Source organism: Bacteroidota bacterium (assembly GCA_037133915.1).
GTDB lineage: Bacteria > Bacteroidota > Bacteroidia > Bacteroidales > CAIWKO01 > JBAXND01.
Map to the genome: position 1 here is coordinate 34,517 of JBAXND010000032.1, position 13,107 is coordinate 47,623.

At 37.5% G+C, this 13,107-nt stretch carries 12 protein-coding genes; all 12 read right to left on the reverse strand.

What is annotated here, in order from left to right; genetic code table 11:
* Positions 1-76: 76 nt before the first annotated feature.
* Positions 77-1,405: an HlyD family efflux transporter periplasmic adaptor subunit gene (locus tag WCM76_11315; GenBank protein MEI6766224.1), complete on the reverse strand. Its 1,329-nt coding sequence runs from the start codon at positions 1,403-1,405 to the stop codon at positions 77-79.
* Between the two features lie 151 nt (positions 1,406-1,556).
* Positions 1,557-3,758, reverse strand: a complete 2,202-nt coding sequence (locus tag WCM76_11320; protein ID MEI6766225.1) for a peptidase domain-containing ABC transporter — start codon at positions 3,756-3,758, stop codon at positions 1,557-1,559.
* Positions 3,759-3,853: 95 nt separating this feature from the next.
* Complete coding sequence (locus WCM76_11325) at positions 3,854-4,213, reverse strand: four helix bundle protein (GenBank protein ID MEI6766226.1); 360 nt, start codon at positions 4,211-4,213, stop codon at positions 3,854-3,856.
* An 8-nt stretch (positions 4,214-4,221) separates the two neighbouring features.
* The gene (locus WCM76_11330; protein ID MEI6766227.1) at positions 4,222-4,719 is read right to left on the reverse strand and encodes a hypothetical protein; all 498 of its coding nucleotides are present in this window, start codon (positions 4,717-4,719) and stop codon (positions 4,222-4,224) included.
* 18 nt (positions 4,720-4,737) lie between these two features.
* The gene (locus tag WCM76_11335; protein ID MEI6766228.1) at positions 4,738-6,522 is read right to left on the reverse strand and encodes a hypothetical protein; all 1,785 of its coding nucleotides are present in this window, start codon (positions 6,520-6,522) and stop codon (positions 4,738-4,740) included.
* 79 nt (positions 6,523-6,601) lie between these two features.
* The gene (locus WCM76_11340; GenBank protein ID MEI6766229.1) at positions 6,602-7,891 is read right to left on the reverse strand and encodes a radical SAM protein; all 1,290 of its coding nucleotides are present in this window, start codon (positions 7,889-7,891) and stop codon (positions 6,602-6,604) included.
* Positions 7,892-7,971: 80 nt separating this feature from the next.
* Positions 7,972-8,160: a hypothetical protein gene (locus tag WCM76_11345; GenBank protein MEI6766230.1), complete on the reverse strand. Its 189-nt coding sequence runs from the start codon at positions 8,158-8,160 to the stop codon at positions 7,972-7,974.
* A 670-nt stretch (positions 8,161-8,830) separates the two neighbouring features.
* Positions 8,831-9,892: a grasp-with-spasm system SPASM domain peptide maturase gene (gene gwsS / locus WCM76_11350; protein MEI6766231.1), complete on the reverse strand. Its 1,062-nt coding sequence runs from the start codon at positions 9,890-9,892 to the stop codon at positions 8,831-8,833.
* Entirely contained in the window at positions 9,892-10,131 is a 240-nt protein-coding gene (locus tag WCM76_11355; protein MEI6766232.1) for a hypothetical protein, read from the reverse strand. Before WCM76_11355 ends, gwsS begins: the two co-directional genes overlap by 1 nt.
* Before the next feature lie 5 nt (positions 10,132-10,136).
* Positions 10,137-11,138 (reverse strand): grasp-with-spasm system ATP-grasp peptide maturase, encoded by a 1,002-nt coding sequence (gwsG, locus tag WCM76_11360; protein ID MEI6766233.1) that lies wholly within the window; start codon positions 11,136-11,138, stop codon positions 10,137-10,139.
* 7 nt (positions 11,139-11,145) lie between these two features.
* Positions 11,146-12,210 (reverse strand): tetratricopeptide repeat protein, encoded by a 1,065-nt coding sequence (locus WCM76_11365; protein ID MEI6766234.1) that lies wholly within the window; start codon positions 12,208-12,210, stop codon positions 11,146-11,148.
* Positions 12,198-12,431 (reverse strand): hypothetical protein, encoded by a 234-nt coding sequence (locus tag WCM76_11370; protein MEI6766235.1) that lies wholly within the window; start codon positions 12,429-12,431, stop codon positions 12,198-12,200. Before WCM76_11370 ends, WCM76_11365 begins: the two co-directional genes overlap by 13 nt.
* Positions 12,432-13,107 lie beyond the last annotated feature (676 nt).

Genomic DNA, 13,107 nt, shown 5'->3' on the forward strand with positions numbered 1-13,107 from the left:
ACTATACATTTATGTTTTCGTTATAGTCTGTCTTCTGATATTCCGTATTAATATATGTTTATCGTTCATAGTGCATTCACTCTGCAATATTCTTCCACAGCGCTTTCACAGGGTTGAAGAAACGCTCAATCAGGCGGAGATTGTCGGTAATGATGTCCGCGCTGCCTTCCATTTGCTGACCGAAGGGGAGTTCGCGCTTGTAGTTTGTTTTGAGGCCATCAGGGAAGATTATTTCAACAGTATATAGTTTCTGGTTGGGGACAAGCGAAAGTGTGCCCACGAGGCCTGAAACCATGCCGTATTCCATATAGGGGTAGTTGTCTATCTTTACGTTTACCTTTTGTCCTTCCCGGACCTTCCCGGCACCGGCTGCCGGAAGTTCTGTTTTGCCAATGATTTTCGCACTGCCTGCCGGAACAATTGTAAATGCCACCTCACCCGGCTTGATGTCCTGATTGGCGGACCAGTATTTTGTAAATGTGATTTTGCCGTCAATGGGTGATTTCAATATATAAGTCTGGTACCAGGTGCTGACTTGATTCAGCAGTATTTCATAATTGTCGGAGATATCGTTTACCATCTTTGTCTTTTGTTCCTGATACTGCTGTTCGAGTTCAAGAATGTTTTGCTCTATCTGCAGCACGCTGATGCGGGCATTGTCGACACTGCCCCTGGCACTCATCCATGAATATCGGTTTTGCAGCAATCCTCCTTTTGATTTCTCCAGTTCCGCTGCCGGGATGGCTTTTCCTGCAAACAGCAGGGAATCGCGCGCATACTGGCTTTTTGCAAGTTCCAGCTGCTGCAAGATGATATTCGACTGACTCATGAGCCTGGACTGAAGCTCACGGTATTTGCCCGACTGCGCCCGGAGTGCATTAATCTTTTTATGGTTGAAGTCGGTGATGATATAGAGTTTATAATCGTTCAGCGATTTGACGAAATTGGCGTATGGCTGCTGCAGCTCGCCAAGTATATACGTGCTGTTGGTTTCTATGCTGTCGATATCGGTTGAAGCTGCAAGACCGGTGTTTGATTTTTTAAGGAATGACAGGGCTTTAAGCAAACTGTCGAGACGGAACACGTCGTTGTAGTTTGCGGGATTCTCTATGATGGCAATAATTTCCCCTGCTTTCACCTCCTGACGGTCCTTTACATACAACTGACTGATTTTGCCGCCGGATTTAGGAACTAAATTGACGGGGATGTTTTCGGTGGTGATCACAATATGCGTGCTGATGATATCAGGATAGCGAATGAAATAGCTGCAAACCAAGATCAAGACAATAACAATTAGTATCGTCATGATGCCCCAGCGTACTACCCAACGCGGCTTACGGGTGAGGATTTCATCAACCTCCTCACTGCGGATATTAATCAGTTCTTTGCTGTTTTCGGGATTCATTTTTTTAAAAGTCAAAAGTCTGTAAAGTCTATAAAGTCAAAAGTTTGAAAGTTCATAAAGCAAATGTCCGGAAATGTATTATTTTTTTCATTTTTTCACATTTTCATTTTTTCATTTTTTCATCTTTTCATTTTTTCATCTTTTCATTCATCTAAGTTCCGAGTTCAAGCTGATTTTTTACTAGTTGATAATAATGGCCGCCAAGAGCGGTGAGTTGTTCGTGTGTGCCGGTCTCGACTATCTCGCCCTTTTCTATCACAATTATCTTATCTGCATTCTTCACGGTGCTGAGACGGTGTGCTACTATTACCGCTGTTTTCCCTTTGAAAAATTCATTCAGGTTGTCGAGAATGATGCGCTCATTGTTGGCATCAAGAGCGTTTGTGGCTTCGTCGAAGAAGATGAATTCCGGGTCTTTGTAAACGGCACGGGCAATGAGGATGCGCTGCCGCTGTCCCTGGCTGAGTCCGCTGCCTTCGAGTCCAATCTTTGTGTTGTAACCTAAGGGTTGAGATTCTATGTATTCCTGTATGTTCGCTACTTTGACGGCATGCAGCAGCCTGTGCTTGTCGGGACGTTCATCGCCCATGGTAATATTGTTGGCAATACTTTCGGAGAAAATGTAACCGTCCTGCATCACGGCACCACACTTCTCGCGCCAGGTGTGTACACTGAAATTTTTTAGATTGATACCGCCCACCATGATATCACCCTTTACCGGAGGATAGAAACCCAGCATAAGTTTTACGAGTGTTGTCTTGCCGCTGCCGCTGGTCCCCACAATAGCAGTCACTTTGCCGTGAGGAACTTCCACATTAATATCTTTCAGAACCATTTCGGAGTGCGGACCTTCATACTGAAAATTCAGGTTGTTGATATGGATAGTGCGGTTCTCGGGCATGATACTTATCTTTTCATCTTCGGGCTTTTCCTCGTCATCCTTCAGGTGTATCTCGCCAAGACGCTCCATACTTATTTTGGCATCCTGTGCCGCCTGCATGAAACTGATCATCTGCTCCACAGGGCTGTTCAACTGACCAATAATATACTGAACCGCCATCATCATGCCCAGAGTCATTTCTCCTTTTATCACTGAATAGGCAGCCAGAAATGTGATAGCGATGTTCTTTGTTTCGTTAAAGAATACCGCGCCAATCTGCTGATACTGGCTCAGACTAAGACTCTTTATATTTACATTGAACAACTTTGCCTGTATGCGTTCCCACTGCCAGCGTTTTTGTTTTTCGCAGTTGTTGAGCTTTATTTCCTGCATTCCGGTAATCATCTGGTAGAGTGCTCCCTGGTTATCCGAGAGCTGGGCGAAACGCTTGAAATCAAGTTCACGCCTCTTTTTCATGAAGAGGTACACCCACAGGAAATAAACAATGCTGCCTATGCAGAATATCGCGAATATCTTCAAATCATAAAGTGCAATCACAACACTGAACAGAATCAGATTGAACATGCTGAACAGAATACTGAGCGAAGATGATGTGAGAAAATGTTCTATGCGTGTATGATCGCTGATGCGCTGCATGATATCGCCTATCTTTTTGGAATCAAAAAATCCAAGCGGCAGTTTCATCAGCTTTATGAGGAAGTCGGAGATGAGTGAAATATTTATTCGTGTGCTGATGTGCAGCAGTATCCAGTTACGGATAAAGTCCACGAGGGTGCGGCTCAATATCAATACGAACTGCGCAATCATTATGAGCCAGATAAATCCGATGTCCTGATTGCTGATACCTTTGTCGACGATGCTTTGGGTGAGGAAGGGAAATATCAGTTGCAGCAAACTTCCTAACAGCATCCCCAACAATAACTGAGTAAAGAATTTTTTATGCGGTTTGACATAGTTCAGCAAAAAACTGAATTTTGTTTTGTTCGGTTTCTCCCCTTCGTTATTATAGAAGTCGGGAGCCGGTTCGAGCAACAATGCAATTCCTTTATCTTCGTTCTGATCTACAGTGCTTATCCAGCCTTTTAGAAATTCTTCTCTTTTATACTTAATCAGTCCATTCCCGGGATCTGCTACATGGATGATTTCTTTACCTTCCTTACCACTTATCTTATACACTACCACGAAATGATCCTGATGCCAGTGCGCGATGCAGGGCAGGGGCGCTTCCTTGCGAAGCTTATCAAAAGTGATTCTCACACCCATGCTGCGCAGCCCAATCTTTTCGGCAGCATCACTGATGCCAAGCAATGAGACACCTTCGCGAGTGATGAAGCATTTTTCGCGCAAGCTCTGCAGTGAATAATTTCGGCCATAATGCTTCGCAATCATGCGGAGGCAGGTGGGGCCGCAGTCCATGGCGTCGAGTTGAGTGTAGGTTTTAAAGGTTGACATAAAAAAATTAAAAGATGAAAAAATGAAAATGTGAAAAGATGCCTGCCTGCCGGCAGGTAGATCTTTCCGCCTTTGGCGTAAAAAATAGTTGAGACTTATTTAGTAATATTTGATTTTGCAGTTTTGATACTTCTAACAAGTAGGCCGATAATAAGTTCGCAATCATTCAGTAAAGGTCTGTGCTCTGTGTCGCTGAGGTAGCCGCTTCTGACCAACAACATAAGCCAGTAACGCGTTTCGTTTGCCTCTTTAAGACTGATGCTGAGTTTGCTGATGAAGTCGGCTTTGCTTTGTGCGAATTCACTTTCCATAATATTTGCGCCAATAGATGTGCCGCTTCTAAGTAATTGTTTTGACATAACAGACTCTTTTTTATTCTCCTTCAACTTTTTGTAAGTTGTAATAATTTTGAGAGCATAAGTGCCAGAAATATCTCCGATAATATTTTCTTTCATAATTTTATTTATTGAAATAGTTCCTTCACGTCTCGGCTGGAAAGTTTTCTGATGGTCCAAAATGTGAGCAACAGCAGTATGCAGAGAATCGCAGTATAGCATAGCAATACGATTATTTTCATGACAAATGTCTGCGTGTCATTAGTATCATCTATTCCAGTAATCAGCAATAGCGAAATATATCCCCAACATGTAGTAGCGACAAGAGCCAGGATTGATATCATTACGATCACTGCTTTTCTTGCCAGGTTTTTTCTTTTCATGAAGAATATGGAAAATACGAATCCGATAATGAAATATACCAAGACTAAGGGTTGTACAGTAAGCACCTGAGAAACCATATCATTGAAAGGCTGATTGCCTTTAATGGTTTGAATGCTCATCTGCCAGCCGGTCATTGGGAAAACAGTGTACAGCATTAAGGTTTGCACAAAAAAATAGGCTTTTGCAACTGCGGTTGCAATAATCAGAAAGAGTGAGAACCCTTTGATGAATTTTTCATTCATATATCGATGTGCTTCTGTTTATATTTTTATTCCCATTTTTTTCATTAAAATTGAGGCGTTTCTGCTTTTGCAGACACCTGCATTCAATTTATAATCGAAAACTAATTCTTCATCCTTGATATTAATATTGAAATTGTAATTTTCTACTTGCTCTGGAAACTCCGCGGCTAAATCAGTTAATGTCAAATCATGAGTTGCTAGAATACCTAAAGCATTATTGTCGATTAGCTGCCTCACAAATGCATTGGATCCAATTTGCCTGTCAATTGAATTTGTTCCCTTTAAGATTTCATCTAGAAGCAAAAAGACATTCTCCTTTTTCTCAACGGCTTTGATAACCGAAGACAGTTTCTTTAGTTCAGCATGAAAAGATGACGTATTATCGTTCAGTGAGTCATTTACTCTCATTACCGAGAGTAGAGATATTGGTGAAAAGACGAATTCAGTTGCACAAACACAGGAACCAGCCATTGCTAAAATATAATTCACTCCGATTGTTCTAAGAAATGTGCTCTTCCCCGACATATTTGAACCGGTTAAAATTATCACCTTCCCATTGCCGTTCATTGAAAAATCATTTGCTACCATTGTCTTCGCAGGAATCAATGGATGCCCCATATTTTTAGTTTGTAAATGAAAATTATCAAAACAAATTTGAGGGCAACACCAGCAAGGATTATTGAACTGAAGATTTGCCAAACTTGATAATGCTTCAAATTCGCCTACACGGTCAAACCACTTGTCAATATTCGAATTGTTTTTACGCCATTTTTCCAATTGAAACATATTATGGATATCCCAGAATAATAAGGTATTGAAAATAAAATGGATTGCGCCGAGATAGCGACCATCAAGGTTTGCCACTATTCCGGATAATTTTTCGATACTCTTTGATGCTTTTACCGTATTTGTTTTAAGGTCATCTTTGATTTGAGTCAATTTGGCTGCTGAGAATTCGGTATTTTCAAGTTTCCTCAGAATTGAAGAATATGAAAGTAATACAGCGGCATTTTTGGACACTTTTGTATGTGCGGTTTTTACTTTTTCATTTATGCGGTTGTTTATTAAAATATTGAGCAAGACCAGAAGCGCACCAATATAAACCGGCAATCCAATTATACTTAAAATCAAAGAGATTATTGTGATTGCCGAAAGCACACTGCACCATATAACAAATTTTCCATTAAACACTTTGTCGATGGGCGATTTTAGCCAATCTACCAGACCACTGATATCATTTTCTTTGTTTGATATATTTGAGCCCAGAATATAAATTTTTTGTCTCAAATCTATATTCGAGGCCAGTTCTTTTACTGCTTCTTGTCTTAATAGAATATCTTGTGAGCTTGCAGCGCTAATCAACCAATCTGCCAGTATATTATTACTGATTGTGAAATTGGTCCTATTCAACAATTGGAATAACGATTTATTGCCAAATAGGTCGAGGTCTGAGGAGTAGGGATGTGTGTGGTCCAGATATTGTTTGCCATCAGGGAAGACGCCCCTTTCATCCTCAAGACTTTTTAGTTCATTTTCATTGGCTATTTTTAGCAAATGGCATTCTCGTATACTTGACAAAATATGAAGTTCCTTTTTATAGACAAGAATGAAAAGAAAAATGAAAATCATTAATGATATTACGGCAAGAACAACGCTTGTAGAAAATAGCAAGTAGAATATTACTACTCCAGCAATGAAAATTACAAGCCGCAAATATGGATATTTTTTGTCCTGCTTAAAATAGGTTTCTTCCTTTTTGAGAAACATTGCTATTCGATCTTGGTAGAATTCGCGGATTTCCATAATAGTTTACATATTTGATTCAAATGCTCAATTGTAACGGCACTCATAAAGGTTAAAACTGAATTTATATGGAAAGATTTTATAATCCATTTTTTGATTCAAAGTGAATCTCCAAAAATTCTTCAAGGTTATCTTTAATAAAAGTGCAAGTGTTTATTTTGTCGTTAAAGTATTTCTTATTGATCCTCTGAAATGAACATCCACCATCGCAAATCGGAAAGTAAAAGCAATTATTACATTCTATATCTTCATTATAATCTGCATCAATTAAGAACCGTGCAAGAACTTTTTGTCCATTTGTGTCTTCGCTAGCTAAATGACCAATTTCCATTTTTTCATCACCAACAACACAAAGGCATTTGTATATTTCACCAGAAGGTCCAATTACAAATGAATTAAGGTTACGAGCCGCACACGTATTGTATTTTAGTGAAGGAAATAGATTGTTATCATAAATCTTATATTTATGATATTGATCAATTAAAAATGCGCCTTTCTCTCGATTATCTGCCAAACATGATATTGAATTGCAGCTTGAATCGTTGAATTTGTCAATAAAACCCGGATAGATAATTAATTTGTCAGTCAGGAATGTCTTTGATAAAAATTCATATACTTTATGGTATTCCTCAACATTGCTTTTGTCAATGTTGACCCGAATTAGAACCCGAATATTTTTAGAATTGCTAAAAATTAGTGAGAGATTCTTAACAATTACATTAAATGTTCCTTTTCGGCTTTGAAGTGGACGACGAAGGTCATGTGCTTCTTCAAGTCCATCTAATGTGATTTGAATAGCTTTGATTGATAAATTTTCTAATTGCAATATTTTTCGTTTATTAAGCAAATATCCATTCGTAATTAGTGTAGATTCAAATTGAATTGCACAATCTTCTATTTTTCTTGTTATTGAAACTATTCGGTCAAATGCCATTAAAGATTCGCCGCCATACCAAGTAATTGATAATTGTTTTAGACTTTTAAAAGACATAATAAAAGCAACTATATCTTTTTCTGTTTCTTCAGTAATCGTTTTTCTTTCCGCATTTTCGAAACAATAAATGCATTTAAAATTGCAATTTAGAGTAGGTATAATTATTAGTGAAAGAAAATCCTTGCGATGTCGATAGGATATCCGTTTCATTTTTAGAATATTAATATCATCAAAATCATTTTCAACAATGATTTTATACTCTTCCAACTCATCAGCATTCTGATAGGATTTGAATTTCTCTGGCGAGTCTCGTATTTTAAGAATTTCAAGATACGATTCATCTGCTAATTGAAGAAATACATTTGATAGGGCATTAAATAATAGATACCCATGCTTTTTTGATTTAAACAAATAATTGTATTTTGACCAAATCATAGCAATTATTTTTAAGAAAAAGTATCAATTATAAATCGATTTTTTCTCGACTCATAATTGATACTAAAATTATTATTAAATTAGCGATCCGTAAGAACCGAAGGATTGCATGGTAGCGGTGCTGGTGCTGTCAGATGACAGCTATCTATAATCAGAAAACAAAATGCACTTCCTCCTTTGATTTTTGCTAAATCATCATTGATTAATTTCTGATTTTCAACAACTGCATTATTAGCAGGTTCAATTGTCCGAAAAACTAACTTTTTCATTTTAGTAAAGTATTAAAAGGTTTATAAAATAAAACAAGTTTCAGCAGCGGCCTTCGCTGCCACAGCCGTGTTTCTATTCTCTACCTTCTTTCCTTTTTATCAGCACCCGGCGCAGAAGTACCTTGCTGTAATTATTGTTTTTTGACGAGTTTTTGCGAAGCCGCAATAGCTCATCCAATGGGAGCCTGTAAGATTAAATAGTGCAGGCTGTATATAGTAAGTATAAAGACTCACCTTTAAACCCTACCGAGAGGATAATTTTTATTATATGTGTGATTGCCGAAAGCAATGTCAGTGCGTATGCACTGCATGGTTGTTTCATAGCATTCTGTTTTTTTTTTGGATTTTCCCTAGTTGTATTAAATAAAACGCTGTTCATACAACTGATAGAAAAACGTACAAAAATAATACGTATTGTGGTTCAATCAGAAAATTTAACAAAAAAAATTGCGTTAACGCATAGATAATCAATATGATGACTAACTATGTTTTTATATATTGTGTCGAGATGTGTGCGAATAGGATAGATTTATTGGGGGTGATTTTTCCCGCCATGACAGACAGGCACATTTTTCACTTTTCACTTTTCATTTTTTCATCTTTTCATTTTTTCATCTTTTCATCTTTTCATTTTTTCATCTTTTCATCTTTTCATCTTTTCATCTTTTCATCACTCCACCTTCTGTGGCTTTTTCACCAAAGGGTGACGTTCCACACTCTTTTCCCAGTCAGGGTTTTGGTGTCTCCATTCTTCAACAGTAATATATCCCTCATCACCTTGCCATTTAGCTAAGTATGGGTTATAGGGGCATTTGGCCGGTTGCGAATATATATTGTTTGGATCTTTGATGAATGCACGACAATCAGTACACATGTATCGGAACTCGCAGTCTTTGCAAACATCAATATTATCTTTGCGTATGCTCCATAAATCTTTGAATCCGGGTTTGGCGATGGCTTCGGCAATTGTAGTGTCTTTTATGTTACCGAAACTACGGCTCATCGCCGGGCAGTTCTTTATTTCACCGTTTACATCAATACACACTTTGCGGTTCAGGCAGGTGTTGTAGTGCTGGGATTCGGTGAAAAGATCTGGGTTAACCTTAAAATAGAATGGAGAGATATTACCGCAACTTATTCTTTTTTCAAGAATTTCATTTGTGAAAATTCCATAATTATTTTTGTCAATTGTAGTGCCTTCGGGAACTGAATGCACACAACAGATGCGATAGCGGACTGATTTATGGTGAATATTGGAAACAAATGTTGCAATTTCAGGGTGAAATGGAAGATACAGGTCGATACTTTCTATCGAAGTATCATTAATTGTAATAAGAAAAGCAATTAGCTTTTGCTCATCGCATTTTTGGTAAACGCGTATTTCTAAATTTCTGCAACCGAGCTCATTCAACTGCAAAACCAATGTGCGAAGTTTGTCAAATCGTGAACTTGAAATTTCTATCACTGCATTTTGAATTTTAACCGGAGAGTAATAGTCATAACAGTACTTTGGGAAATTCAATTCAATTTCTTTTGGGAAAGCAACTATTAATTTGTTTTCGTACAGACATTGCAGGATTTCGCTATCCTCATACATAAGTTCGTTTTCCGGTAGTTTGTCGGCTATGCATTTTTCAAGAGGTTGCGAAATCCAGAAAAAATTCCGGTATTGCAAATCGTATATTGTGGATTTCGTAAACCCCTTTGTGATTACACAGTTTGATACCAGCATTACAAGTTGTTGTTTGTTATTATTTTTTCCGGGTCGAGTAGAAGTGAAATTGGCTTCCAGAAAGGTTGAAAGTCATGGTATTTTATATTGTATTCTTGAATCATTACAGCTGACTGCATGAATTCCGGTCGTCTTTCTCGTTTTGGCAAATCCACTTTTTCAGCAAAATACACATCAAGTGGAATATGACTTTTCTTAATGCCGCAGCAATCTACTTTATCTGTAATAAAATCTAGCATAATATTTAATTTACAAGGTATTGTGCAATTTCACGAGAAAGATTGTAGTTGCATTCATCTGATAAGTTGCCGAATTGTCCGACAGGATTTACTTCAAGAAAAATGTATTCAAGATTTTTGTTCATGATGAAGTCAATTGAACCAGTATTTAGATTGCATAATGTCATGAAGCAGCCCACTTTCTCAATTACATCTTTTGGCAGATTGTAGGCCATGACCCTATTCATTTTTGCACGGTCATATTTTCTGTAATCAAGTTCTGTCTTGGTATTAGACTGTGATAATATGGCCATTGCATAGCATTTACCTGCGAGATAGAACACCCGAATTTCAAAGAGCTTTTCTATCTTTTCCTCACATAATGTTAGACCGAAGAAATCAGGTAATTCGCAGATCTGTTCATCGTTAAGAGGTGCAGTGTAAGCCATATACCAGTCTTTGGATATTTCATCGGTATAATCAAAAACTACATCAAGGTTTTTAATAATGACTGATTTTAATTTCGAAAATGCTTGAAGTCTTTTCCTTTGTCCGGTCACAATAGTATCAGGAATGCTTAACCCTGCTTTTTTTGCATTTATCATTGCCGTTACCTTGTTGAATCCTCCAACAGCATTTTCACCTAAAGTTTTTATATTTTTAAACGCATACTGTAGAATTGCTAGTTTAGATTGAGAATGCGCAGTTAGGTAGTAATTTAAATGGTCTTTGAAATCGACTCTTTTCAGTATGGAACTGGGTTCATAGTAATAGTCTTTTACTTCAATCAGCCCTCCTCTGTACCATATAGAGTTTATTTCATTAATGGTGAACGAACGATCTCTAACCGACAACCGAATCTCATTAATATCGTTGTTAAGATTTATCTCTTCAATTTGAACGAAATCTCTATTCGCTTTTAAAAACACACATTCTTTTCCGAAGTGCTGGACCCAGGAGCGCACTTCATGAATAACACTATCATATTGATTACAGAATAGCAGTATTAAATTACGTTCTTCTTTCATGTTAGTTTTACTTCACAATTTCCCCAACCCATGGTAACAATTTTGGCCATTCAAGTATTTTACGGTACCAGATGAAATATACTGTAACCCCGTATTCCCGCCTTGTTTGAATAGCAGTTTTCCAGTATTCGGTATTATCAGTATAATTACTGCCGTAGTAAAGCATTCCTATTTTTCCATTTTCATAATATTCCTTGCGGTCAATAATATCTGCTACCTCTTCAGGGATGAGTTCTCCATTTTCAAGTCCGCGAATGATATATGGCCTGATTCGGACGTAATTTTCCTGAGAAAAATGCAGCAATGGTATTTTTATTAATTCTGAACCCGATTTTAATATCCCGGGATAGCCATGATTTTCTGAGTAGCGGATGATTTCTTCCTGTATAATGCTATCGTTTTTTTTAGAATCCTGCAACCATTTCTCATACTCTTCTTTATTTGATTTTAGAGGTCGTTTTATTGCATTTTTCCCTAGCCGGAATAGCTGATCTCTTTCACCAATTTCATCTATCGTATCAGCTAAGGTCTTTTGACCCGGAGGGTTATATTTAAGCCATTTTACGCTGTCAATCAATTGTAGCTCTTTGTAAAGAGCAGTATCTTCCCGATAGATCTTGCGATTAAAATACTTGTCTTTGGGAAAGGCATAAGAAGGACGAATTTGGATTTTATTGGCTGATTTGATCAAATATTCTTTTGCAAGGGTGGGTTTACCAACCTTAGCATAACATCTTGCCTGATTATAGAAATACCTACCTGAGGGCGGATTGAAACCTGTGCGCTCTGCTTGTTCAAAATATTTCAAGGCCTCACGCGGATGCCCTTTATAAAGCAAGTATTCGGCTTTGTCAACCAAGGAATAATATTCTACATAGGTTTTATTTTGAGCAATACTATGTATTGAGTCGAATGAAAAATACAAAAAGACTATCACGGTGAACATTCCCGAACCAACTTTGTAAAACATATTATTTTCCATTTCTGAAGTTAAAAGTGAGAGATCGAGAAATATAAACGGAGGAAAACGGCAATGTCTTCCTCCGTTATTTAAAATCGTTAACGTAGCCATCCTCCTGTTAAAATTGCACTAGAATCAAGGCAACGGGTTGCGTCGCATCCATCAGCGTCTGCTTCTGTTGCATTACTGTATCCGGTGGATAGAACAACGTCCTTCGCTCCTCCATCATAAACTGTGGATCTGAAAATGTAATCAGTCTGTCCTCCGATTACTTTGTCAATGTTGAATTCTTTGAATTTTTCAAGCGTAGAAACGCTTTTTGTCTTTTCCATGTTTTAAGGATTTTTGGTTAAATAAAACAAGTTTCAGCAGCGGCCTTCGCTGCTACAGCCGTGTTCCTATTCTCAACCTTCTTTCCTTTTTATCAGCACCCGGTGCAGAAGTACCTTGCTGTAACTAATGTTTTTTGACGAGTTTTTGCGAAGCCGCAATAGCTCATCCAATGGGAGCCTGTAAGATTAAATAGTGCAGGCTGTATATAGTAAGTATAAAGACTCACCTTTAAACCCTACCGAGAGGATAATTTTTATTATATGTGTGATTGCCGAAAGCAATGTCAGTGCGTATGCACTGCATGGTTGTTTCATAGCATTCTGTTTTTTTTTTGGATTTTCCCTAGTTGTATTAAATAAAACGCTGTTCATACAACTGATAGAAAAACGTACAAAAATAATACGTATTGTGGTTCAATCAGAAAATTTAACAAAAAAAATTGCGTTAACGCATAGATAATCAATATGATGACTAACTATGTTTTTATATATTGTGTCGAGATGTGTGCGAATAGGATAGATTTATTGGGGGTGATTTTTCCCGCCATGACAGACAGGCACATTTTTCACTTTTCACTTTTCATTTTTTCATCTTTTCATTTTTTCATCTTTTCATCTTTTCATTTTTTCATTTTTTCATTTTTTCATTTTTTCATTTTTTCATTTTTTCATTTTT

Excerpts from the sequence above, each read along its gene's own strand:
- WCM76_11330 (MEI6766227.1), bottom strand. The coding sequence starts at position 4,719 with ATGAATGAAAAATTCATCAAAGGGTTCTCACTCTTTCTGATTATTGCA.
- WCM76_11370 (MEI6766235.1), bottom strand. The coding sequence starts at position 12,431 with ATGGAAAAGACAAAAAGCGTTTCTACGCTTGAAAAATTCAAAGAATTC.
- WCM76_11345 (MEI6766230.1), bottom strand. The coding sequence starts at position 8,160 with ATGAAAAAGTTAGTTTTTCGGACAATTGAACCTGCTAATAATGCAGTT.
- WCM76_11335 (MEI6766228.1), bottom strand. The coding sequence starts at position 6,522 with ATGGAAATCCGCGAATTCTACCAAGATCGAATAGCAATGTTTCTCAAA.
- WCM76_11340 (MEI6766229.1), bottom strand. The coding sequence starts at position 7,891 with ATGATTTGGTCAAAATACAATTATTTGTTTAAATCAAAAAAGCATGGG.
- WCM76_11320 (MEI6766225.1), bottom strand. The coding sequence starts at position 3,758 with ATGTCAACCTTTAAAACCTACACTCAACTCGACGCCATGGACTGCGGC.
- WCM76_11365 (MEI6766234.1), bottom strand. The coding sequence starts at position 12,210 with ATGGCTACGTTAACGATTTTAAATAACGGAGGAAGACATTGCCGTTTT.
- WCM76_11325 (MEI6766226.1), bottom strand. The coding sequence starts at position 4,213 with ATGAAAGAAAATATTATCGGAGATATTTCTGGCACTTATGCTCTCAAA.
- WCM76_11355 (MEI6766232.1), bottom strand. The coding sequence starts at position 10,131 with ATGCTAGATTTTATTACAGATAAAGTAGATTGCTGCGGCATTAAGAAA.
- gwsS (MEI6766231.1), bottom strand. The coding sequence starts at position 9,892 with ATGCTGGTATCAAACTGTGTAATCACAAAGGGGTTTACGAAATCCACA.
- gwsG (MEI6766233.1), bottom strand. The coding sequence starts at position 11,138 with ATGAAAGAAGAACGTAATTTAATACTGCTATTCTGTAATCAATATGAT.
- WCM76_11315 (MEI6766224.1), bottom strand. The coding sequence starts at position 1,405 with ATGAATCCCGAAAACAGCAAAGAACTGATTAATATCCGCAGTGAGGAG.